Origin of the sequence: Vibrio sp. SG41-7 (assembly GCF_014164465.1) — a bacterium.
Lineage (GTDB): Bacteria > Pseudomonadota > Gammaproteobacteria > Enterobacterales > Vibrionaceae > Vibrio > Vibrio splendidus.
In genome coordinates this window covers 1-24,618 of sequence record NZ_JACJFF010000074.1, presented here as the reverse complement: position 1 = coordinate 24,618, position 24,618 = coordinate 1, and the positions used below count along the sequence as shown (strand labels likewise).

19 protein-coding genes are annotated in these 24,618 nt (G+C 45.0%); 13 read left to right on the top strand and 6 right to left on the bottom strand.

The genetic code is table 11. From position 1 onward, the window contains the following. Positions 1-152 precede the first annotated feature (152 nt). Positions 153-1,073: a histone deacetylase gene (locus H5300_RS17885; protein WP_182796538.1), complete on the bottom strand. Its 921-nt coding sequence runs from the start codon at positions 1,071-1,073 to the stop codon at positions 153-155. A 261-nt stretch (positions 1,074-1,334) separates the two neighbouring features. Here H5300_RS17885 and H5300_RS17880 point away from each other — a divergent pair, with 261 nt between their 5' ends. Next, the gene (locus tag H5300_RS17880) at positions 1,335-2,021 is read left to right on the top strand and encodes an SDR family oxidoreductase (protein WP_102462563.1); all 687 of its coding nucleotides are present in this window, start codon (positions 1,335-1,337) and stop codon (positions 2,019-2,021) included. A gap of 7 nt (positions 2,022-2,028) precedes the next feature. Further along, positions 2,029-3,030: a DUF3080 domain-containing protein gene (locus H5300_RS17875; protein ID WP_182796537.1), complete on the top strand. Its 1,002-nt coding sequence runs from the start codon at positions 2,029-2,031 to the stop codon at positions 3,028-3,030. Between the two features lie 53 nt (positions 3,031-3,083). Here H5300_RS17875 and H5300_RS17870 read toward each other — a convergent pair whose 3' ends face one another. The 3 genes from H5300_RS17870 to H5300_RS17860 all read right to left on the bottom strand — a co-directional run bounded on the left by H5300_RS17870 (position 3,084) and on the right by H5300_RS17860 (position 7,964). After that, complete coding sequence (locus H5300_RS17870) at positions 3,084-5,045, bottom strand: DNA topoisomerase III (protein ID WP_182796536.1); 1,962 nt, start codon at positions 5,043-5,045, stop codon at positions 3,084-3,086. A gap of 115 nt (positions 5,046-5,160) precedes the next feature. Beyond that, positions 5,161-5,709, bottom strand: a complete 549-nt coding sequence (locus H5300_RS17865; RefSeq protein ID WP_182796535.1) for an NAD(P)H nitroreductase — start codon at positions 5,707-5,709, stop codon at positions 5,161-5,163. A gap of 245 nt (positions 5,710-5,954) precedes the next feature. Then, on the bottom strand, positions 5,955-7,964 hold the full coding sequence (locus H5300_RS17860; protein ID WP_029224607.1) for an NADPH-dependent 2,4-dienoyl-CoA reductase: 2,010 nt from the start codon (positions 7,962-7,964) through the stop codon (positions 5,955-5,957). 279 nt (positions 7,965-8,243) lie between these two features. Here H5300_RS17860 and sppA point away from each other — a divergent pair, with 279 nt between their 5' ends. Together sppA and ansA are read left to right on the top strand one after the other, a co-directional pair. After that, on the top strand, positions 8,244-10,094 hold the full coding sequence (gene sppA, locus H5300_RS17855; RefSeq protein WP_102455713.1) for a signal peptide peptidase SppA: 1,851 nt from the start codon (positions 8,244-8,246) through the stop codon (positions 10,092-10,094). Positions 10,095-10,212: 118 nt separating this feature from the next. Then, positions 10,213-11,229, top strand: a complete 1,017-nt coding sequence (ansA, locus tag H5300_RS17850) for an asparaginase (protein WP_004734091.1) — start codon at positions 10,213-10,215, stop codon at positions 11,227-11,229. A 197-nt stretch (positions 11,230-11,426) separates the two neighbouring features. Here the strand turns inward: ansA and H5300_RS17845 are convergent, their stop codons facing one another. Beyond that, complete coding sequence (locus H5300_RS17845) at positions 11,427-11,708, bottom strand: YeaC family protein (protein ID WP_017092496.1); 282 nt, start codon at positions 11,706-11,708, stop codon at positions 11,427-11,429. A gap of 113 nt (positions 11,709-11,821) precedes the next feature. Between H5300_RS17845 and H5300_RS17840 the strand changes: the two genes are divergently transcribed. Next, a complete protein-coding gene (locus tag H5300_RS17840) occupies positions 11,822-12,628 on the top strand; it encodes a DUF2989 domain-containing protein (protein ID WP_182796539.1) in 807 nt (268 codons plus the stop codon). A gap of 143 nt (positions 12,629-12,771) precedes the next feature. Here H5300_RS17840 and msrB read toward each other — a convergent pair whose 3' ends face one another. Next, positions 12,772-13,209, bottom strand: coding sequence for a peptide-methionine (R)-S-oxide reductase MsrB (gene msrB, locus H5300_RS17835; RefSeq protein ID WP_017079511.1), 438 nt, complete (start codon positions 13,207-13,209; stop codon positions 12,772-12,774). 319 nt (positions 13,210-13,528) lie between these two features. Here msrB and gap point away from each other — a divergent pair, with 319 nt between their 5' ends. The 8 genes from gap to H5300_RS17795 all read left to right on the top strand — a co-directional run bounded on the left by gap (position 13,529) and on the right by H5300_RS17795 (position 24,528). Further along, positions 13,529-14,524: a type I glyceraldehyde-3-phosphate dehydrogenase gene (gene gap, locus H5300_RS17830; protein ID WP_026012234.1), complete on the top strand. Its 996-nt coding sequence runs from the start codon at positions 13,529-13,531 to the stop codon at positions 14,522-14,524. A 287-nt stretch (positions 14,525-14,811) separates the two neighbouring features. Next, positions 14,812-15,696 carry a D-hexose-6-phosphate mutarotase gene (locus H5300_RS17825; RefSeq protein WP_182796534.1) on the top strand — a complete coding sequence of 295 codons (885 nt, stop codon included), beginning with the start codon at positions 14,812-14,814 and terminating at the stop codon, positions 15,694-15,696. Between the two features lie 298 nt (positions 15,697-15,994). Next, positions 15,995-18,031 carry a methyl-accepting chemotaxis protein gene (locus H5300_RS17820; protein ID WP_004734098.1) on the top strand — a complete coding sequence of 679 codons (2,037 nt, stop codon included), beginning with the start codon at positions 15,995-15,997 and terminating at the stop codon, positions 18,029-18,031. A gap of 193 nt (positions 18,032-18,224) precedes the next feature. Beyond that, complete coding sequence (rlmA, locus tag H5300_RS17815; protein ID WP_017085075.1) at positions 18,225-19,040, top strand: 23S rRNA (guanine(745)-N(1))-methyltransferase; 816 nt, start codon at positions 18,225-18,227, stop codon at positions 19,038-19,040. Between the two features lie 75 nt (positions 19,041-19,115). Then, a complete protein-coding gene (locus H5300_RS17810) occupies positions 19,116-20,075 on the top strand; it encodes a ChaN family lipoprotein (RefSeq protein WP_182796533.1) in 960 nt (319 codons plus the stop codon). 248 nt (positions 20,076-20,323) lie between these two features. Beyond that, positions 20,324-20,677 (top strand): hypothetical protein, encoded by a 354-nt coding sequence (locus H5300_RS17805; protein WP_004734101.1) that lies wholly within the window; start codon positions 20,324-20,326, stop codon positions 20,675-20,677. 193 nt (positions 20,678-20,870) lie between these two features. After that, positions 20,871-22,757, top strand: coding sequence for a BCCT family transporter (locus H5300_RS17800; protein WP_017079506.1), 1,887 nt, complete (start codon positions 20,871-20,873; stop codon positions 22,755-22,757). Positions 22,758-22,950: 193 nt separating this feature from the next. Then, on the top strand, positions 22,951-24,528 hold the full coding sequence (locus H5300_RS17795) for an alkaline phosphatase (RefSeq protein ID WP_182796532.1): 1,578 nt from the start codon (positions 22,951-22,953) through the stop codon (positions 24,526-24,528). Positions 24,529-24,618: the final 90 nt, after the last annotated feature.

The following is a 24,618-nucleotide window of genomic DNA, read 5'->3' as shown; positions in this document are numbered from 1 at the left end:
GGATGGCTGAGTGGTCGAAAGCACCGGTCTTGAAAACCGGCAACCGTTAATAGCGGTTCTAGGGTTCAAATCCCTATCCCTCCACCACATTAAAGAAAGCCGCTGAGAAATCAGCGGCTTTTTTGTATCTGGAGATCACACAAGCTCACCGCTCAACTGCTAACAGCAAATGCGGCCTTCAATAACTGCATGTGAATTGGAACCAGATCTTGGTGCTGAGTTCGATATCCGCCACCGACTACGCATGCCATCGGAATAGACTCTGATTTCGCTAATTCAATCATCAAACAGTCGCGTTCAAATATCCCTTTTGTCGAAACATTCAAGTAACCCAATTCATCGTCTTGATGGATATCGATCCCCGCATCATAAATAATCAGATCAGGTTGATGGTGAGCAATCGCTAACTTAGTGACTTGTTCAAAACAACGTAAGAACTCTTCATCCTCTGTTTCACGACTTAACGGCACATCTAAATCAGACAGCGGTTTTCGTGCAGGGAAGTTTTTGTCGCAGTGGAACGACAAAGTAATGATGTCGTCATTCTCTTGGCAAAGAGTTGCTGTGCCATCGCCATGATGAACATCGCTGTCGACGATAAGCACTTTATCGATATGTTCAAAGGTCAGCGCATGTTTTGCCGCTAACACCAGATCGTTCAACAAACAAAAGCCACTGCCAAAATCATGATGCGCATGATGATAACCACCACTCAAATGAATCGCTAAACCACTCTCTATTGCCATTTCAGCGGCCAAGCAGGTTCCACCACTTGAGTAGAGTGTTCTTTCGATAAGTTGTTCGCTCCACGGGAAACCGATGCGTCTCATCTTTGCTGCAGGCAAATTACCAGACACAAGCAAATCGACATATTCGCTATCGTGTACTTGTTTTACTTGCTCAACTGAAACTGGCGTTGGCTGGAACATTTCGAATGCATTACCCCATTGTGGATCGCTACCCATTAACGCTTCAACAGCACTGTGTAACAACTGATATTTGTTAATCGGGTAACGGTGACCTTCTGGTAAAGGTAACTGCGAATAGATTGGGTGGTAAATTAAAGGAATCATAATCAGGTTAATTGCGTATCTTTCTCAAAATCATAACAGTCTCAGCCTAGGCGACAACCTTAATTGATGATAATAGTTATCATTATCTTAGCTTTAAAAAAGAGACAGCAATGAAAAACCTAATACTCATCTTTGGGGTGATCTGCGGCTCAGTAGCAGCAGTAATGATTTTTATAGGAATGCTAATGGCCAGTTGGTGGAGCGTTGATTTTCTCGTGTTAAGCCATCAAACTTAACTAATTGAACTAAAAAGGAATCACCATGAGCGTTATTTTCATTACTGGAGCAAATCGCGGCATTGGCTTAAGCCTGACTCAACAATACTTGGAAGGTAGCCACAAGGTGTACGCGACTTATCGTGATGCCAATTCAGCAAAAGAACTGCTCTCTCTCGCAGACCACAACAGCAACCTGACCTGCATTCAATTAGAGATAACCGATTACCAAGCGGTGAGCCACCTCACTTCGCAAATAGAGTCGATTGATATCTTGATCAACAACGCTGGCTACTATGGTCCAAAAGGTTATGGTCTGGGTAATACCGATGTCGAAGAGTGGCGTCGTGTATTCGAAGTCAACACCATTGCGCCATTGAAGCTTGTCGAGACTCTATTACCTCTTATAGAAAGTAGTGACGTCAAAAAGATCGCCTGCCTGTCTTCCAGAGTCGGTAGCATGTCCGAGAACACCTCAGGAGGCGGCTACATCTATCGCTCCTCCAAAGCCGCTCTAAACTCCGTTGTGAAGAGCTTAAGTAACGACTTAACGGATAACGGCGTTACGGTGTTAGCTCTGCATCCTGGTTGGGTACAGACCGAAATGGGCGGCCCTAATGCTCTGATCGACACCGGCACCTCAGCTTCTGGTCTTATAAAAGTCATCGAGTCTGCGAATACTGAAGTAAGTGGTCACTTCTTCAATTTCGATGGCAGCGAAATAGATTGGTAACCCGCAGATGAATGATGGCCCTCTCTCAAACCTAGTTAAGCACTCAACACTGTTTTGTCTGACTGTGATGCTAGCTGGCTGTTTCAGTGATGGCCCCGGAGACTTGTTCGACGACTACCAAACCAAGATAGCCAGAGTACAAGATGCTGACGAGATAAAAGAGGAATGGGAATTTGAAAGCCTACCGAGAAAAAGAAAACTGCTGATTGACGTGCCCTCACTTTCTATCGGTCTCATCGATAGTTACCAGCTTCGCCAGTGTGGATTGTTCAATCTGATTGCAGAAAGAAATTCGGTTCTGGGGAAGGTCGCGGATGAGTTTCGTAATTACGATTATCAAGTCGCCCTACTTGCAGGTGTTGGGAAATGTTTATCCGGTAGCGAATTAGACCCTGAGGTCGTAGAGCTACTGAAAGAAATCGAGCAGCAGAAACTCACACAGTTTCCGCTGCACCAGTGGAATCTAATCTATGCCAGCGATGCCATGCAGTCGCAAATGCGTGGTAGTCAGTGGTTACGTGCTGATATCGGCGATCAGGTACGACAAACCAGTGATGCCTTAGAACATATCAATCAAGCGTTAAACGTTCCGCTCGTTTCGGGAAAGACTACTGAGGTTCAAGAAGTATTAGAAAAGAGCTCTACGCTCGGGGATTTATACTACTCGCTCACGCGAGCTTCAGCCGAACTTGATACCATCACCAAACAGCTGACAACTTTTGATGACAATATCATCTGTGGTAAACAACGAGACACGACTAAGTTTCGCTATATCAACAATGTGTTCGAGCAGCAATATATAGGCAAAGTTCAGCCGTACATGGCGCAATTAGATGGCTACTATCAGCAGTTAGCCCCGCAACTTGGGATGTTTGACGCACAACCTGAACTACACAGTTATTACTTTCCCATCAAAGATGCGCATCACGCCTTTCGAGCATCAACTCGCCGCCATGTTGATTATTGGCAGCAGCTGTTTAAACGTTGTGGGCGCAAGGTCGGTCGTTAATATTGATTTCCAATATCAATAATGGGTGTTGTTAGCTTTCAGTTTCTAACTGATTAACTTTTAGCGCCTTTCTTCGCGTAAGTCTTCTTCCTTGTCCCACCACCTTTACGGCGCTTGAATGCTGGTCTTTCAACTTTAGGAAGATGACGCAGGGATTCAGGGACTTCACCTGTTTTTACCTTGCCCATTAAGCCATCGATCTTACTTTCTAGCGCTTGCATGAAGGGTTGATACGCTTGGTTTCGTTCAGCCATACCTTGCAACTGATGCTCCCAGTGAGCCGTCATGTCGGGAAAGGTCGAGTCCTCAGGTAAGGCATTAATCAAACCTCTCCCCGCAGGACTGCTATGAATACTCTTACCTTGTCGAGTTAGCAACTGCCTCTTAAACAAAGTATCTAAGATACCCGCTCGGGTTGCTTCCGTTCCAAGACCATCGGTCTCTTTCAAAATGGCTTTAAGATCTTTGTTCGCGACAAAGCGCGCGATACCTGTCATCGCTTGTAGCAAGGTCGCTTCCGTGAAGTGCTTTGGTGGTTCGGTTTTCTTATCGCCAATAATGCCTTCACGACACGTCAACACCGTACCTTTATCCAATGGAGGCACCGTATCCGTGCCATCACCTTTTTCTTCAGTGTCCGTTTTCCCCATCAACACTTTCCAGCCCGGGTTGATAAGCTGACGCCCTTTTGCGATGAACACGCCACCAGCAATATCAAAGACTAACTTGGCATCGGCAAAAATAGCAGGTGGGTAGAATTGCATTAGATACTGGCGAGCGATTTGCTGATAGATTTTCATCTCATTGGCAGACAGGCCGTTCACCGATGACTTTTTCGGAGTAGGAATTATCGCGTGGTGAGCATCGACCTTACTGTCGTTCCATGCTTTGGATTTAAGAGAAAGATCCGCACCTTGAGCACCACCTTGCAGCTCTTTCGCATTGTTAGCGATAGCATCCACGACCGACTCTCTTTGCGAGTAATGATCTTTAGGTAGGTAGCGGCTGTCAGAACGCGGGTAAGTGATGAGTTTGTGTTTCTCGTACAACGACTGACACGTATCTAACACCTGTTGAGCACTCATACCAAAACGCTTAGACGCATCAATCTGTAAAGCTGACAACGAATAAGGCAGTGGCGCAGCTTGTTTACTTTGCTTTTGCTCTGATTCCGTTACCGTCGCGGGTTGATTTGCAATTCGGTTAGCCACGTTCTCAACCAGCTTTCGATTGAGCACTCGGCCTTCTTCATCTTGCCATGGTTTACATGCTTCGCTTGGTTTCCAACGCGCTCGAATATCAAAGCTCTGGCCGTTGTTTTGATAAGGGATCAAAGCGTGCAGAGTGAAGTAATCTTTAGGAATGAAATTCTCGATTTCTTCATCACGTCTTACAACCAAACCAAGTACTGGCGTTTGCACTCGCCCTACCGACAACACGCCTTGGTAACCCGCCTTTTGACCAAGCAAGGTGTAAGCTCGGGTCATGTTCATGCCATACAGCCAATCGGCTCTAGAGCGTGCTAAAGCAGAAATAGACAGTGGAATAAAATCTCGGTTACTGCGCATCTGAGAGAGCGCACGCTTCACCGCTGGCAAGTTCAAATCGCTGATCAGCAGCCTGTCCATCGACTCTTTCTTGGCCTTAGACACCTTGCAGTAATCGATCACTTCATCCACTAGCAGCTGCCCTTCTCTATCCGGGTCACCCGCATGGACAATTTGGGTCGCGTCTTTCAATAGCTTTCGGATCACCGTGAGCTGTTTGCTTGAAGTCTTGCGCGGTCTCAGCTGCCATTGCTCTGGCACAATAGGAAGATCGGCTAAATTCCACTTCTTATAGCGGTCATCATAAGCATCCGGCTCAACCTGCTCCAATAAGTGTCCAATACACCAAGTCACCACATCTCCATTACCACATTTGATAAACCCTTGGTCTTTCTTCTGTGGATTCGGTAGTGCGGCGGCAATCGCGCGGCCTAGGCTTGGTTTTTCAGCAATGATAAGACGAGACATGTTTTTCCAGATGCTACAAACAATTAGGGCCACATTATCTAATGTGGCCCCTAGAAATCAAGGAAAACTGGTTGTTTATACAGTTAGCATTCCACTATTCAAGCTTCAGCTTTCTTTACAAGAACTCGACGAACTTTGAGAAGTCACGTTCTGGCGCTTTCATTGGCGCACAGCCCGGAGTACCCAAATATAGGAAACCAACGATTTCATCGTCGCCTTCTAGGCCGAAAGCTTGGTGAACTTCAGGGTGGAACATCCACTTACCTGAGCGCCAAAAACCTTGGAAACCTTGTGCAACGGCTGCCATTTGCATTGCTTGCGCAGCACAGCCAGCAGACAGATGTTGCTCGAACGCAGGCACTTTTTCGTGCTCAGTTACCTTTGCGATGATAGTGATAACCATCGGTGCTCGAAACGGCGCTTTTTTAACTTTCTCAATGACCGCTTCTTCGCTCTCGTCAGCTTGTGCTGCACGAACCAAAATATCAGAGAGCTTCTGTAACCCTGAGCCTTGTGCGATAACAAAGCGCCATGGTGTCAATGCGCCGTGGTCTGGAGCACGTAAGCCCGCTTTAATGATATTTTCTAACGCCACACCTTCAGGTGCCGGATCAGAGAGTTTTGCGATTGAGCGTCTGTTGAGCAATAGATCCAAAGCATCCATTTGAAGTCCTTACTAATTTTTATTGTTTGTATAATTGAACTGTAGCACAGAACACAAACGATAATAAATCTCAACGGCTGTCTATTTGAAGCAATATTTGAAACGACACTAGAAACAACAAAGGCCCCTAAATCTATGACTTAGGGGCCTTATTTATCTGTCTAGTCCAAGCTTAGTTACCCGTCTAGTTCAGCTTATTGAACTTTATGATTCAAACTTATCAAACGAGAACATTCTGTTTGTTGTTAAAGCTTAATAGCTAACTCAACACCTTGGCGAATCGCACGCACGGCATCCAGTTCACCCGCGTAATCGGCACCGCCTATCACGTGTAGTTTGCCACCAAACTCTTGCCACATGTCTTCGAATGGACGAACTGAAACCTGACCCGCACACACGATAACGGAATCGGCATCGAGTACCTGATCTTTCTTACCAACGCTGATATGCAGACCTTGGTCGTCAATCTTGTTGTAGCTCACGCCACCAAGTAAGTTCACACCACGTTTTTCTAATGTGCGTTTATGAATCCAACCTGTAGTCTTACCCGGACCTTTACCGACACGACCCGCTTTACGCTGCATCACCCAAACCGTTTTGTCACTGAACGAATCAGGGTAAGGATAAAGTCCACCAGGGTGTTCCATATTCTTATCAATGCCCCACTCATGCAGCCAGTCATCCAAGCTGTGAGAAGTCGGCTCTGTCAGCATAGTTGCCACATCAATACCAATACCACCGGCACCAACAATCGCGACTTTTTCGCCTACTGGTGTCTTTTCTCGAATCAAGGTTTGATAATCGATTACGTTTTCTTGGTCAATCCCTTCAATATCAAGCTTTCTTGGCTCAACACCGGCAGCCATCACGACTTCATCGTACTTCAACAACATCTCAAACGTCGCTTCAGTATCCAGTTTTAAGTTCACGCCTGATGCATCGATTTGATTAGCAAAGTAACGAATCGTTTCTCTGAACTCTTCTTTACCCGGAATCTGCATTGCCAATCTAAATTGTCCACCGATACGGTCATTTTTCTCAATCAGATCAACATTATGACCACGCTGTGCCAACGTCGTCGCGCAGGCTAAACCAGCAGGCCCAGCACCAACCACGGCAATAGTTTTGGTCGCTTCGGCAGGCTGAACAACAATTTCAGTCTCGTAACAAGCACGAGGGTTAACCAAACAGCTCGCTCTTTTGCCTTTGAATACGTTATCAAGACAAGCTTGGTTACAACCGATACAGGTGTTAATGAACTGAGCTTGGTCTTGAGCCGCTTTATTAACGAAATCAGGGTCAGCCAAGAATGGACGAGCCATTGATACCATGTCGGCCTGTCCTGAGCTGAGGATACGTTCCGCCTCTTCTGGCGTGTTGATACGGTTACATGTCACCACTGGGATCGACACGTATGGTTTCACTTTTTCCGTCACCCAAGAGAATGCCCCTCTTGGAACTTGTGTCGCAATCGTAGGAACACGAGCTTCATGCCAACCAATGCCGGTATTAATAATGGTCACGCCCGCTTCTTCTAGCTTCTGAGCCAAAAGTACAACATCTTCGAACGTGCTGCCTTGCTCAACCAAATCCAGCATCGATAAGCGGAAAATAATGATGAAATCTTTACCCACCGCTTCGCGAATCGATTTAACGATCTCTAGCGGGAAACGCATACGCTTCTCATAAGAACCGCCCCATTCGTCATAACGCATGTTGGTACGTTTACAGATAAATTGGTTAATCAAGTAGCCTTCCGAGCCCATGATCTCTATGCCGTCATAGCCAGCAACCTGAGCTAATTCTGCACTGTTGGCAAAAGCACCGATGGTCTTTTTAATTTGACGAGGGCTCATCTCACTCGGTGCAAACTTAGCGATTGGCGCTTTGATGCCCGAAGCACTTTGCGCGAATGGGTGCATTGCATAGCGGCCAGCATGCAGCAACTGAAGGGCAATTTTACCGCCATGCTTATGCACGGCCTCGGTAACAACTTGGTGAGCTTTTGCGTGCTTAACTTTACTGAACTCAGCACTAAATGGGGTCAATCTGCCACGTAAATTAGGAGAGAAACCACCGGTAACAATAAGGCCAACGCCTCCTTTTGCTCGCTCTTCATAAAACGCGGCAAGCTTGTGGAGGCCTTCTTTATTTTCTTCTAAACCCGTGTGCATTGATCCCATCAATACACGGTTACGTAACTGAGTAAATCCAAGATCGAGTGGTTCGAGTAAATGTGGGTACATGGCAGACATCACTTCTATTATTATATCCTTGTGGTCTGACCACAATATAACTCAATCACCAAAAGTTCAAACAACCGTTTACATTTTTGTAACACCGATCATAATGCTGAAGGTATTAATCGTTCAGAAACCCTTAATATGTCTACACTTAATGAGAATATATATCGATTAACAATTCTTGGTGTAGTTTGAGCTAGGGAATTATCGTAGGATACTAAGCAGTTCATATTATTGAGATTAATAGTACTGTTGCTTGTTAAAGCCACGTGATCTCACTGCGGAGACATAATGAAAAAGATATTCAAATTTATAGGTATGATCTTTAAAGGGATTTGGAAGCTCATCACGTTTGTGCGTCTTGCGCTCGTTAACCTCTTCTTTTTACTCAGTATCGCCATCATCTACTTTGTATACTTCCACTCAGACACAACTCAGCCCACTGTTCCACAGGAATCGGCTTTAGTGCTTAACCTGTCTGGTCCTATCGTGGAGCAGAGTCGCTATATCAATCCGATGGATTCGGTCACGGGTTCACTGCTTGGCAAAGACCTTCCGAAAGAGAACGTCCTGTTTGATATTGTTGAAACGATTCGCTACGCCAAAGACGATGACAACGTTACTGGTATCGTTTTAGCACTCAAAGAACTGCCAGAAACCAATCTGACCAAGCTTCGCTACATTGCTAAAGCACTCAACGAGTTCAAAGCAACAGGCAAACCAATTTATGCGGTGGGTGACTTTTACAACCAAAGCCAATACTACCTAGCCAGCTACGCAACTAAAGTCTTCCTATCACCAGATGGTGGGGTTCTTCTTAAAGGTTACAGCGCCTATTCGCTTTACTACAAAACGTTATTAGAGAAGCTAGACGTCAACACGCACGTGTTCCGTGTTGGTACCTATAAGTCAGCTATCGAGCCTTTCATTCGTGACGACATGTCAGATGCAGCGAAAGAATCTGCTTCTCGTTGGTTAGGCCAATTATGGGGCGCATACGTTGATGACGTAAGCAACAACCGTCAGATCGATGCTAAAACCTTGAACCCAAGCATGGACTCTTTCTTAAAAGACCTTGAGTCGGTTGATGGCGATATCGCAAAACTGGCAGAGAAGCTTGGTTTAGTTGACGAACTGGCAACTCGCCAGCAAGTACGACTAGAGCTTGCTGACGTCTTCGGCAGTGATGGTCAAGACAGCTATAACGCGTTTGGGTACTACGAGTACCGTACAACCATGCTTCCAGACCTAACAAGTGAATCGCACGATGTTGCTGTGATTGTTGCTAGCGGCGCAATTATGGATGGTAAGCAGCCACGTGGCACCGTTGGTGGTGACACCACAGCAGCACTACTTCGCCAAGCGCGCAACGACGACAAAGTAAAAGCTGTTGTACTTCGTGTAGACAGCCCAGGTGGTAGCGCATTTGCTTCAGAAGTGATTCGCAATGAAATTGAAGCGATCAAGCAAGCGGGCAAGCCGGTTGTTGTCTCTATGTCTAGCCTTGCCGCTTCGGGTGGTTACTGGATCTCGATGGGTGCGGACAAGATCTTGGCTCAACCAACGACCTTAACTGGTTCGATTGGTATCTTTAGTGTTATCACAACTTTCGAAAAAGGGTTGAACGATATTGGTGTTTACACTGATGGCGTTGGTACGTCGCCTTTCTCTGGTCTTGGTGTTACGACTGGGCTTAGCGACGGCGCGAAAGATGCGTTCCAAATGGGCATTGAAAACGGTTACCGCCGATTCATCAGCCTAGTTGGAGAGAATCGCGGCATGGAAGTCGATGCTGTCGACAAGATAGCTCAAGGCCGAGTATGGACTGGCCAAGATGCAATCCAGAAAGGTCTAGTCGATGAAATTGGTGATTTTGATGATGCGATTGCAGCAGCGGCTTCACTTGCAGAGCTTGAAACCTACAACATCTACTGGGTAGAAGAACCACTTTCAACGACTGAACAATTTATTCAAGAATTTATGAATCAAGTTCAGATGTCGATAGGCTTTGATATCCAATCAATGATTCCAAGCAGTTTACAACCTGTTACTCAGCAGTTAGCTCAAGATAGCCAGCTGTTAGGCAACTTTAACGACCCACAAGGCCGATACGCTTTTTGCTTAAACTGCCAAGTTCAATAAGATAAGCTCAACGCTTTGTTATCAAGAGGCGCCTCTGTGTGAGGCGCCTCTTTTTATTGCATGATAATTCGCTATAATCGCCCCCCTGTTCCCTATATCACACTAAGTATTAATCGCCATGGAAAGAAAACACATCTATATCGCGTATACCGGCGGCACAATTGGCATGCAGAAGTCTTTGGACCACGGCTATGTCCCAGTCGCAGGTTTTATGGATAAGCAGCTAGCTGGCATGCCTGAATTCCATCGCCCAGAAATGCCTGAGTACACCATTCATGAATACTCTCCATTAATGGACTCTTCAGATATGACGCCACTTGATTGGCAGACTATCGCTGATGATATTCGCGCGAACTACGATAAGTACGATGGTTTCGTTATCCTGCACGGTACAGACACTATGGCTTACACCGCCTCAGCTCTGTCATTCATGTTAGAAAACCTCGGCAAACCTGTGATTGTTACGGGCTCTCAGATCCCATTAGCAGAATTACGTTCAGACGGACAAGCAAACCTGTTAAATGCTCTGCACATTGCAGCGAACTACCCGATCAACGAAGTGACACTGTTCTTCAACAACAAGTTGATGCGCGGTAACCGCAGTACAAAATCACACGCTGATGGCTTCAATGCGTTTACCTCTCCAAACCTAACCCCATTGCTAGAAGCGGGTATCAATATCCAGATCAGCAATAACGTAAAGGTAAACGAGCAACCTGAAGGTGCTTTCAAGGTTCATAACATTACTCCGCAACCCATCGGTGTAATCACTATGTATCCAGGCATCTCACATGAGGTGATTCGCAACACGCTACTACAACCTGTTAACGCAATGATTTTGCTGACGTTTGGTGTTGGTAACGCACCACAAAATCAAGAGCTACTTCAGCACTTAAAAGATGCATCAGAACGAGGTGTGATTGTAGTGAACCTAACTCAGTGTTTGGCGGGTAAAGTCAATATGGGTGGTTACGCGACGGGTTGTGCACTAGCAGAATCTGGAGTTGTCAGTGGTTACGATATGACACCAGAAGCGGCACTGGCGAAGTTACATTACCTGTTGAGCCAAAACTTAAGCTACGAACAAGTGAAGGATCAAATGCAACAAGTGTTGCGCGGTGAGATGAGTTTATAAGCTTGTTCAGCTATAGGTTTAGAGGTTTAGAGCTATAGGTTCAGAGGTTTAGGTTTAACCAAAACCTTCGCATTAACCCAGTCGTTTCATGGGTATCGCAGGCGTTTAACGTGAACTAAATCGTTTTATTGCTTATAAATAAACGGCTTAACAGTTAAAGGGGTGGCACAGTGCCACCCCTTTGTTGTAATTTAAGCCTAATGATTCGGGTTAACCCTAACAATATCTTCTTGGTCTGACTTAAATTGCTTCTTAAGCTCAGACTTAGATTTAAAGCTAATATCACCACCAGCTGCAACTGTCATATGTTGAGCTTCGGAGTTATGTTTAGATTGATATAACATAACTGCTTGCATACACGAGTCGCGCTGTTCTTTAGAGAGCGCCGTACCTTCTGGCCATTTACCCGTCTCAACGGCGTAAGTTAAACGTTCGTAGACCTCGGGTGTCATTGCGCTAAGAAGTTGTTCTGCATCCATGATAAAGCCTTAGTTTTAACAATTTTCACCAGAAAATAACCCGTAACAGAATTGAGTCAAGAACCTGACCGATAATAAGTGCATTCGATCACAAGTGAAGGAATATGAAAATGATGAAACGGTTGGCGATTAGCCTATTACCTTTCACTCTGGTTGGGTGTCTTGAAGGAAATAAAAATACCGATCAACTCTGTCAAAGTCATCCGGGGCTGCAGTGTGAGGAATTGAACATGAACGATGGGCAATGTCGCGTCGCACGTACCGACCTCATCTGGCATCGATTTGAAGTTCAGAAGCAACCCTCCGAAGCCAATAAGATTAAAGAGTTCAAATTAGTCACGGCGTACAAAAAGTGCCTAGAGCTTGCGGCGCAGATCGAGACGATTGACCAATCGAAACTACAAGAGCGTCGCTTTACCTCTTTAATGCACAGCATCGAAGAGTCTGAGCGTATTGTAGATGAACTATCGCAATCCAATACACCGGAAACGCTTTACTTCTTGTGGTCACAAACCGGGGACACCAACGCCAGACGCAGTTTCCTACAACTAGAAGGGAAAGAAGCGTTAAATACGGCAGAAATGCAATATGCCTTAGCCACCTTCTATACCACCCGCAATCATGCAAAAACGCTTAAACTACTCAATAATGCGTTAACGCTTTCAAATGGTTCGGTCGTCAACACTGAAATCTTCAAGTCGATGGCCAGTATCAACCACAGCCTTGGTCATATGGAAAAAGCGTATGTGTGGGCAATGGTTGCCAAAGACTTTGATGTGCCCATTGCTTCTGAAGCTGAGCTCACTGTGCTGTATCGTTTCGACAAACCTCAATACAAGCAATTCAATGATGATGCTGAAAAGATTGTCGAAGCCATTGAAGACGGCGTTTACACCGCGTCTATAGTGCCGAACTATTAGTTTTGATTTCTTAATGCACAAAAAAACAGCTACCTTCATGGTAGCTGTTTTTATTTGTACTAGAGTTAATTCTGAAATCTTGGGTTGTTCAATAGTCCTTAATCGACAAGTACGACCTGTAAGGATTAAACAATTGTGACAAGTTATTTCGTACTTTTGTCATTTTTGTTGAAAATTAACGACACAGAATTAACACAGAATCGCTCACCTGTTGTCTGTGGGCCATCAGGAAAAACGTGACCTAAATGGCTATCACATGCAGTACAACGGATCTCCACACGCTTCATTCCGTGACTTAGATCTTCTATATAGCGTACTGCTTCATCATTCACTGGGGCATCAAAGCTTGGCCAACCGCACCCAGAGTCATATTTGTTATCCGACAGAAACAAAGGGCTTTCACAGCATGTGCAGCTATAGACACCAGTGTTATGGTTGTGCAATAACTTACCGCTATATGGGGCTTCAGTACCACGTTCACGGCACACAGCAAATTCGTCGTCCGTTAGGCGCTCACGCCAGTATTCATCAGGCTTTATCATATTTCCTCCCTTTTGAACCACGTTAATATCTCTCCACATTCTCAGTTATTATATTTACTTTTTTCTATAAAGGCTTGCATATCAGTCGTTTTGTAGCACATACTTTCTCACCAGGAAACATTGTACATATACACTCATAAGTGAATCATCATTTAGGGGTATTTTACCCAACTGGAAGGGTACAGAGCCACTTGCAATGGTCAATTTTCAACCACTTACGCCCAATTGTTAAGAAAAGCGTCGCTTTTTTTTGACATTAAACAAGTTAAGTCGGATTATCTATTGCAGATGTATACTGGATTCTGTAATTTTACTACCAGTTATCTTTAATCAGAAATTAAGTTGTGGAGCAACTACAATGACTATCAAAGTAGGTATTAACGGTTTTGGCCGTATCGGCCGTTTCGTATTCCGCGCAGCTCAAGAGCGTGCAGACATCGAAGTAGTAGGTATTAACGATCTAATCGACGTAGAGTACATGGCATACATGCTTAAGTACGACTCAACTCACGGCCGTTTCAACGGTACTGTTGAAGTTGAAGGCGGTAACCTAATCGTTAACGGTAAAACTGTACGTGTTACAGCTGAGCGTAACCCAGAAGATCTTAAGTGGGATGCTATCGAAGTAGACGTAGTTGCTGAAGCAACTGGTCTTTTCCTAACTGACGAGACTGCACGTAAGCACATCACTGCTGGCGCTAAGAAAGTAGTTCTTACTGGTCCTTCTAAAGATGCAACTCCAATGTTCGTAATGGGCGTTAACCAAGCATCTTACGCTGGTCAAGACATCGTTTCTAACGCTTCTTGTACTACTAACTGTCTTGCACCTATCGCTAAAGTACTTAACGATAAGTGGGGCATTGAGTCTGGTCTTATGACTACAGTTCACGCTACTACAGCAACTCAAAAAACTGTAGACGGCCCTTCTGCTAAAGACTGGCGCGGTGGCCGTGGTGCTTCTCAAAACATCATCCCATCTTCAACTGGTGCTGCTAAAGCTGTAGGCGTTGTTCTTCCAGAACTAAACGGCCTTCTAACTGGTATGGCTTTCCGTGTACCAACTGCTAACGTATCTGTAGTTGACCTAACTGTTAACCTAAAAGCATCTGCATCTTACGAAGAAATTTGTGCTGCAATGAAAGAAGCTTCTGAAGGCGAAATGGCTGGCGTTCTTGGTTACACTGAAGACCAAGTAGTATCACAAGATTTCATCGGTGAAGTTCAAACTTCAGTATTCGATGCTAAAGCTGGTGTTGCTCTAACTGACAAATTCGTTAAAGTTGTATCTTGGTACGACAACGAAATCGGTTACTCAAACAAAGTTCTTGACCTAATCGCTCACATCTCTAAGTAATTTCTTTTTAGAAATAGCTTTAGATAAGCATTAGCGAAGACTGTTTTGAGCAGACTTTGAAAAAGGCGACCTTAGTGTCGCCTTTTTAATACCCGCTATCTTTTAAACGGCTTCGCCCCCGATCGCCCAAATGCCTTGGCTAGTCACACACTAAAACTGAAGCCAAACCTAAAACTTAAGTCAAAACGCAAAATTTAATTCCAATACTGGCTCTGCTTGTCACTCATAAAATCACGAGCACTGTTCTAGCCAGCATTTGAATTCAATTTCCTTAGAAGGATCATGTAATGGATTTATCTACTCTACCTACACTGACAGTACTTTCTGACAACGTGACTATCGTTGAACACGAAGGTGTAAAATTGGTTCGCGTTATCCACGATAAAGCAAACGCAGCCATTTCATTGTTTGGAGGCCATGTGGTGTCATTCCAACCACAAGGTCAACAAGACCTTATTTGGATGAGCCAACAAGCTAAATTCGATGGAAAAACAGCCTTACGTGGTGGTATTCCAGTATGTTGGCCTTGGTTTGGTCGCATTGCAGCACCGGCACATGGCTTTGCACGTTCAAGCGAATGGCAATTAGTTGAGCACCGTGAAAGCGAAGCAGGTGTGATTGTAAGCCTAGGCCTAAAGCCGAATAAAGAAACTCTGGCAGTATGGCCGCATCAGTTCGATGCACGTTTAAATGTTGAGATTGGTGACCAACTAAAAGTAACTTTGGATGTGAAAAACACAGATTCACAACCATGGACTTTCTCTGGAGCCCTACACACTTACCTAAACGTTGACGATATTCACAATACAACCACCACTGGTATGGGTGCTGAGTACATTGATAGCCTGCAAGGTGGCAAGCTCTGCCAAGGTGGTTCTGAGCTGGTACTAACCGACACAATTGACCGCGTTTACACGCAACCAGAAGCGCAAATCTTTGTTGCTGACAAAAATCTCGATCGCACGCTAACAGTTGAAAACCACGGTCATAACTCTGCAGTATTGTGGAACCCGTGGGCTGAAGGCGCAACAGCGATGGGCGACATGCAAGACGACGGTTACCTAACCATGATGTGTGTAGAATCAACACTGCACGCACCAAGCCTAGAAGCAGGAAAAACGTTACAGCCTGGCGAAAACCACCAGCTGATTACGGTCATTTCCTCAAACTAGACCTCTAGCGAGTTTAATTAAAAACACAAATGCAGCTCATTGAGCTGCATTTTTTATTGCCCTAATTTCACACGTATCGCAGATAAATCAAAACCTTAATACCAGCCAATCAGCCTATATCCTCTGTGTTCAACCACACATCATTCAGCTCGCATCACTCTAGTTTATAAATATAACTATCAATTCATTAATTATTATCAATTACTGCCGATAAATAAGTACCTATGATAGAAAGCTCAATAACAAACTTCCTTAAAACCACTTAACAACACCTCAATGAAGACAGGATAGTGAATTCATGTTCGAGAAATACAAAAATCAAAGTGTTGGCTTCCAACTTAAGTTGGTCATTTTGCTGTGCTTGCTTATCGCCTTTGGTTCCATTGCAACACTCGTGTACCGCAATGCCTCACAGGTATTATTAGACAACACGTTAAAAGAACACCAATCCAAAGTAGAAGCGATGGCCAAAACCATCTCTGGTCAGTTTGATGCTTACCTGCATACCGCTAAAGTTTTAGAATCCACTTTTCGTAACGGCTACCTAGCAGGTGTTTATGTTGAAAGTTATGACGTTGAGTTCAACGGTCATTCTATTCCCAACATGACTCAGTATGGTGAGAGCCTAATCAATGACACCAAACTCGTCGATAGCTTTACTCGCGACACCGGCGCCGTAGCGACCCTATTTGCCCCATTTGGCGACGACTTTATTCGTGTCTCTACGTCTCTTAAAAAACCTTCAGGCGAACGAGTCGTTGCGACCACGCTAGGGAAAAATCATCCAGGCTATAGCAAGCTCAAAAATGGCCAGCCTTATTACTCTCAAGTTAAGCTCTTCGGTCAACGTTACATCACCTACTATGCGCCTTTGACCAATGCTCAAGGCAAAGTAAACGGTGTCTCTTTCATTGGTCTGCCAGTAGAAGAGGCGACTCAAAGCCTGTTTGAATCTCTACGCTCTGTTTCTTGGGGGGATACGGGATACACCATCATTGTTGATAATGAGAAAGAGCATCAAGGCCAGTACTTACTGCACCCAACTAACGTGGGCGGTGGTAAATCGATTGTTGATGTTGCTGACTATGACGGCAACAAACCTTTCTATCAGATCTTTGAACAGCCATCAGGTCTAATTCTATATCCATACAAGGTTAAAGAAACCGTTGGTGAGAAGTACCTTGTCTACACTGAAGTTCCCGGGTGGGATTGGAAACTGCTTGGCGGTACTTTTATCAAGGAAGTGACCAAGGGCAGTGATGAATTACTCAAGCTCATCGCTATAATTGCTACCTTGATTGCTGCCGCTACCATCGTCGCGTTAACCTTCGTGTTAAACCGTACACTGACGCCACTAACGACGTTAAACGAGTACATGCTGCGTTTAGGAAAAGGCGAAGTGAGCCTGCATATTCCAAACAATGGCAAGCAGACGAAAAACGAGATCAGCAACCTAAATACCGGTGTTGCGAACATGGCAGCTCAATTGAATACACTCGTGGGCGAGATACGTACAACCAGTGATCAAGTTCAGAATAGCTCAAGCAGTGTGTCACAAGATGCCAGCCACAACTTGAGTCAATCTGATCGCCAGCAAGCACAGGTTGAGCAAGTCGTTACGGCCATTGAAGAGATGGCCACCTCTGCAGAATCTGTAGCGCAGCAAGTGAACAGCATTGCTGAAAATGTTCGCCTTGCCAATGAAGACAGCCAGAAAGGTTTAGAAGTCGTTGAAGGTGTGTGTATTGATGTTGCCCAGCTGAATGATCAATTAGACAAGTCAGCATCGGCCATCGAACAAGTGAGTTCTGATAGCGAAAGCATTCAAACCGTCACTAAGATGATTGATGACATCGCAGAACAAACCAACTTACTTGCGTTGAACGCTGCGATAGAAGCAGCACGTGCGGGTGATCAGGGGCGTGGTTTTGCCGTTGTCGCTGACGAAGTAAGAACATTGGCTCATCGTACACAAACGTCAGTGCAAGACGTAGTGAGCATCATCGAGAAGTTGAAATCTTCCACTAACAATGCCGTGAACCTGATGACACAAAGCCAATCGAATGCCAACCAAGTACTCGATAAAGCGCAAGAAGCCGGTACGGCTCTAGAGTCGATTGCCTCTCAAGTTGAATCTATTGCTTCTCAAGCTGAAACCATCGCTGCGACATCAGAAGAGCAAGCTCAGGTTTCTCAAGAAATCGCCGCAAACGCACATGCGATCAGCGACCTCAACCAGCAGAGCCGTGAAACTAGCGCTAAGACCTCTCACAGTGCTGATGAACTTCAAAAACAAGCTGAGTCGTTAAAGAACCAAGTTAACTTCTTTAGCTAGAAGCCGAGTTCACTGTTTCTATCAGTGACTTGCTCATAACCAATAGAGCCAACCATACGTTGGCTCTATCTCTTCACTAACTGGCCCTACCTATTCACGGATTGTCGTTAGCCAAGACAACTGCGTTTATTCTAGCGCCCCACTATGCTTCCTGTTAAAATTTTGGACTTGAAATTTCTACCTCGAGTTCGCAATGACTTACCAATGCCCTTTGTGTCACCAACCTTTATCTCAAAACGATCGTACGTTTAAGTGTGAAAAGAACCATCAGTTCGACCTAGCGAAAGAAGGCTATGTCAATTTGATGCCAGCACACCACAAACGCTCAAAAGATCCAGGTGACAACAAAGAGATGATGCAGGCTCGTCGCCGCTTCCTTGAAGGCAACCACTACGATCCGATGCGCCAAGCCGTTGTTGGTCTATGCGCTAGCTATCTGCCAGAAACAGCCCCTAGCCTATTAGATATAGGTTGTGGTGAAGGTTATTACACCAATGAAATTGCGGTAAACCTTCAAGAAAAGAATGGCGCTACTTTTGGTCTAGATATCTCTAAAATTGCTATCAAATATGCCGCTAAACGCTATCCAGCGGTCGACTTCTCAGTTGCATCAAGCCATCGTCTACCCTTTGCGGAAAATAGCTTAGACGGCATTCTACGCATTTACGCGCCTTGCAAGGCAGAAGAGCTGCAACGCACCATCAAAGACAATGGTGTGGTGATCACCGTGACACCTGCTAGCCGACACCTGTATCAGCTGCGTGATGCGATTTATGATGGCGTTCGTTTGCACGATGAAGATCCAGAGATGATCGAAGGTTTTACTCTTGAGCACCAAGAGCAACTAAACTATATGATGGAACTATCGGGGTCAGACGCATTCGACCTGCTACAGATGACGCCGTTTGCTTGGAAAGCGAGTGAAGAGTTTAAACAACAACTCACTGATTCAAAGCAATTCAACTGTGAAGCTGACTTTATGCTACGAGTGTACCGCAAACAACTTTAATTGATATTGATTATCGTTTGCATTGAAATCTCATCTTGCCTCCTTTAGTATGCGTGTTCTTCAAGGAGGCATTTCATGCAACGTATTATTCTTATCGGATTAGCTACCCTGCTTACAGCTTGTGCTAATCAACCTTCAAACAGCACTTCTCAAAACGTGGCTAACACGCAAACGCAAGCCGTTTCCACATTCTACGACTACCAATTCGCGTCTCCACAAGGCGAAGCGCTTTCTCTCAATGCATTACCTAAACAGCTGATTGACGCTGATGTGGTTCTTATTGGCGAATGGCACACTCACTCGGCAATCCATCGCTTCCAAACCGATTTCTTAAAAGCGCGCCGCAACGCCACATCAAACATCGCGCTTTCAATGGAACAATTCACTCGAGAGCATCAAGACACATTAAACCAATATCTAAATGATGAGATTGGCGAACAAGTTCTCATGTCTCAAGCGGCTGCTTGGCCAAATTACGAAAGTGATTACCGCGCGTTAGTGGAGTTCGCTAAAACCAACAACGTCGATATCATTGCGGCAAACGCACCAAAACCCTTTGTACAGTGTATCGGCCGTAAAGGATTATCCTATCTAGATCAGCTAACGACGGAACAACGTCAATGGATTGCTTCAGAAGTGGATACTGGCGATAGCCCTTATAAAGAAAAGTTCATGGCTTCGATGCATCACGGAACACCAGAGCAAACAGAAAAACAGTTTGCGGCTCAAGTCACATGGGACGAAACCATGGCAGAGTCGATTGTTGATTACCTCGCATCAAACCCAGACCAACAAGTGATTCATGTGGCCGGTAAGTTCCACACCGAAGGTGGTATAGGCACGGCAGCATCGATTCTACGTCGTAACCCTGATTTGAAAATTGCCATCATCAGCCCAGTTGAAGCGATCTCATCGGATAGCAGTGACTATCAGCTTGAAGTTCTCTCGCCACCGGCTCGCTTTGTTAAGAAAGAGAACCGAATGAAGGCATACAAGCACCTATCTAAGCGCGGATCCGATCTCAAGTGCGACTAAACTCGCTATCCAGACTTAATCTTGTTCAAGTTTAGGTCTGGCATAAGTCTAACAAACTAAAAGCTTGTTCAATGGCGCCCTAAGATAAATATTGATATCGGCATAGGAATTGCTTAATTACCAAGCAGTTTTGATTAAGCAGACGAAGATATATTGTGCGAATAAAAAAACATCACCACGGTGATTAAATGCACAAGTTTTTCACACCTCTGCCGATACTATATTTAAGGATAGGTAAGGAGAGCGATATGACGCCAGTAGGAACGAGTAACACTCAGCTGTATTCACCTTCGCAAATGAACGCACAAGCTAAAAGCATTGAAGCTGACAAGCCTGCACCTCTTAAGGTTGAGCAAAATACCGTTAAGCTTTCCGATGAGGGCAAAGCCCTATTATCTGCCCTTAAAGAAATCGATAAAGAAGCCAAGAAAGTCGAAGCTGAAAACGCGACCGTTACTGATAAGGTTGAGTCATTTGCTCACGGCGCATTAGGTATGGATCACCCAGATAAGATTGAAGAAGAGGACGATGGTTCTTATTCAGCAGGGCAATACTTATCCGCAGCGGCAACGGTTGGTGGCATTCTTCTCGCTCTTATATAACCTTACTTTCCTTTACGACATTCCTTTCACCGCACCACGTGCATTGTTTGCACAGCACTGCTTACATTGTCCCTATTGCTCTGAGCCTCTTTCATTACAAAAAATCGATTTGTCGTCACGACAACAGACCTAATTTGTCCTAAAAAACGAGTTCACGACATAATTCCGCTCTCATTTTAATGGAATAATACTCGTGAAAAACTCTTTTGCGCTTATTGATAAGCCAACCTTTTTTGGTGCGATAGCACTCCTACTCACGATCATCTTCCCGCTGATTATGTTCCCGACGCAAGGAGCAGACTGGATCGCGGTCGCTAAAACCTTTATGACAGACCAACTTGGTTTCTTGTACCTAGCGCTTGGACTCGCAGCTTGTGCCTTCATGGTTTACGTTGTGTTCAGTGATATGGGACAAATTAAACTGGGTGAAGCCGATGAAGAACCTGAATTTAAAACCGCTTCATGGGCAGCAATGCTTTTCTGTGGTGGTATCGGGGCAAGTATCTTGTACTGGGGCTGTATCGAGTGGGCTTACTACTACCAATCACCTCCTTTTCAACTAGAACCCGGCAGTGAAGAAGCCGTACGTTGGGCTGCGACCTATGGTTTATTCCACTGGGGTCCAATTGCTTGGTCTATCTACCTAATCCCTGCTATTCCAATTGCCTACTTTTTCTATGTACGTAAACAACCTGTACTAAAAATTTCTAGCGCATTAATGCCAGTATTGGGTGAACACCATAGCCGCGGCGTTGCAGGTAAAGTTGTAGATATCCTATTCATCTTTGGTCTATTAGGTGGCGCAGCAACAACGTTAGGTTTAGCAGCACCTCTTATTACTGAAGGTCTTAACCACTTATTCGGCCTACCAAAAAATAACGTCACTCAAGTTATGGTGCTTTTGGTTTGTACTGCGATATTCGCATACTCATCGTATGCGGGTTTGGAAAAAGGCATCAAGATCCTCAGTAACATCAACTTCTGGGGCGCAATGGGCTTATTGATATTCGTCCTAATCGCTGGCCCAACGATTTTCATGCTTGAAACGGGTCTAGACTCGATTGGTCGCCTATTGTCTAACTTCTTTGTGATGGCAACGTGGGCTGAACCATTCGGCGGCTACGGTACGTTCGAAAATACCCATTTCCCACAAGATTGGACCATTTTCTACTGGGCATGGTGGCTAGTTTTTGCACCAAGCATGGGCCTGTTTGTTGCGCGTATCTCTCGCGGCAGAACCATTAAACAAATGGTGTCAGGCTCTATCTTCTTTGGTTCATTAGGCTGCTTCTTATTCTTCATGATTTTAGGTAACTACGGTTTATCCCTACAGTTATCTGGTGAGCTAGATGTCGTTGCAATCCTAAACGAAGAAGGTGCAACCAAAGCTATCTTCTCGATGCTGGCACAACTGCCAATGAGCACGTTAGTGATCGCCGTATTTACACTGTTGTGTATTATTTTTACTGCGACAACCTTTGACTCTATCTCTTACATTTTGGCTTCTGTGGTTCAGAACAACGTGACCGAAGAGCCAATGCGTTGGAACCGTATGTTCTGGGCATTCACACTGTCGTTCTTACCAACGATTCTGATGTTCTTGGGCGGTCTAAGCACGCTTCAAACGGCTGCGATTGTTGGTGGCTTACCGCTACTGGCTATCTCTGTGATGTTGATGATCTCAGCCGTTCGTGCAACGAGCCTCGATTTACGTCACCAAGAGAGTTACATCGAGCCGACGATTAACATCGAAGAGCTGCCAGACATGGATCCATGGTCGGCAGAAGGGATGGCATTGGCACAGTTCGAGAAAGAGAAAGACGCAGCACAAGAAGCCGCAGAACTTGAACGCGAAGCTTATAAAGCCCTTGCTGATGTGAAGAAAGAAATCCGCGCTTATGTTCTTGAACAGGGTGCACAAATGGAAACACATGAGCTTCCTGAAAACCTACAACAAGCACTTGAGCAGGCTGAAAACAACCTAAGCACAGCTCAAGCGAAAAAAGTTGAGTTATCAGAGCAAGCTCAGAAAGCTCGAGTCGCGTTCAATCAGGTGGTTGCAGAACTGCCACTTGCTTGACATTAGCCATGACACAGTCCATTTATTTGGACTCTCCTAAATACGACAAAGGCTCACAGAAATGTGAGCCTTTTTTTATGTTTTTCTAAAAATTTGAGTTATTGCTCAATTTCATATTGATGAAACAAATATGAAACGACTTTGACACAAATCGGTGTTCTAATCATCCCGCTTATATAAAAAGGGATAACTAATGAAGCACTTTATGAAACCAATTGTTACCGCAGTGGTAACCTCTACACTCTCATTCAACGTACTTTCAGCAGAAATCAAAAATGTCATTCTGATGATCGGCGACGGCATGGGACCTCAGCAAGTTGGCTTATTGGAAACCTACGCAAACCAAGCGCCAAATTCCATCTATAAAGGGAACAAAACGGCCATTTATCAACTTGCTCAAGAAGGGGTTATTGGTTCATCCCTAACGCATCCGGAAGACGCAATCGTAGTGGATTCAGCTTGCTCTGCGACCATGCTTGCAACGGGTATCTACAGCGGTTCAGAAGTGATCGGTATCGATTCCCAGGGTAACCATGTTGAGACAGTACTTGAGAAAGCGAAAAAAGCAGGCAAAGCGACCGGCTTAGTTTCCGACACGCGCTTAACTCACGCGACCCCTGCTTCTTTCGCCGCTCACCAACCTCACCGTTCTTTAGAGAATCAAATTGCATCTGACATGTTAGCAACGGGCGCTGATGTGATGCTCTCTGGAGGGCTACGTCATTGGATCCCTAAATCGACCAACGACAAAGGTGAAACCTATAAGCAACTTGAGAAACTGACTCAAGGTGATGTTTATCTAAAATCGAAGCGTAAAGACGACCGTAACCTGCTGACTGAAGCAGAGACAGACGGCTACCAACTGGCGTTTAATCGCAATATGCTAGACGATGCTCAGGGCGATAAACTACTTGGCCTATTCGCCTACTCTGGCATGGATGATGGCATCGCTTACAGCAACAAGAAAAAGAGTGGCGAACGAACTCAGCCAAGCCTGAAAGAGATGACACAAAAAGCGCTCAACATCCTATCCAAAGATGAAGATGGCTTTTTCCTCATGGTCGAAGGTGGCCAAATCGACTGGGCGGGACACAGTAACGATGCAGGCACCATGCTGCATGAACTGCTCAAGTTTGATGAAGCGATCCAAACGGTGTATGAATGGGCAAAAGATCGTGAAGACACGATCGTGATTGTGACCGCCGACCACGAAACAGGCTCTTTCGGTTTCAGCTATTCTTCTAATGACCTACCAAAACCACAGAAACGTTCTGGCGAAGCCTTTGCTGACCGCGACTATGCACCCAACTTTAACTTTGGCGCATTCGACATTCTTGATGGTTTATACAACCAGAAGCAAAGCTACTACGGCATGATCAGCGAATTTCAGAAGTTGGATAAATCGCTGCAAACACCTGAAAAACTGGCTGAGATCGTCAATAAAAACAGTGAGTTCCCTATCACTGCTGAACAAGCGAAAAACGTATTAGCCAGTAAGCCGAACCCATACCGATTGGCTCAGCACAAATACTTGTCGGCAGAAGAAGTGCCTGCTATCAACGATTTCGATGCTTTCTTCCCATATAACGACCGTGGCAACCTGCTTGCTCGTGAACAAGCAACCGGCCAAAACATCGTTTGGGGTACAGGTACACATACTCACACACCAGTGAACGTGTTTGCTTGGGGCCCTGCCGAGAAGATATTGCCAGTTTCGAAAATCATGCACCACTCAGAACTGGGTGAGTACATTAAACAACAAGTAAACTAGCCTGAATCTTTTTTGCTCGTTTAACTTTAGCGCCTTTCGGGGCGTTTTTTGTTTTAAGCTTTTAAGCCTTTAAGCCTTTAAGCCTTTAAG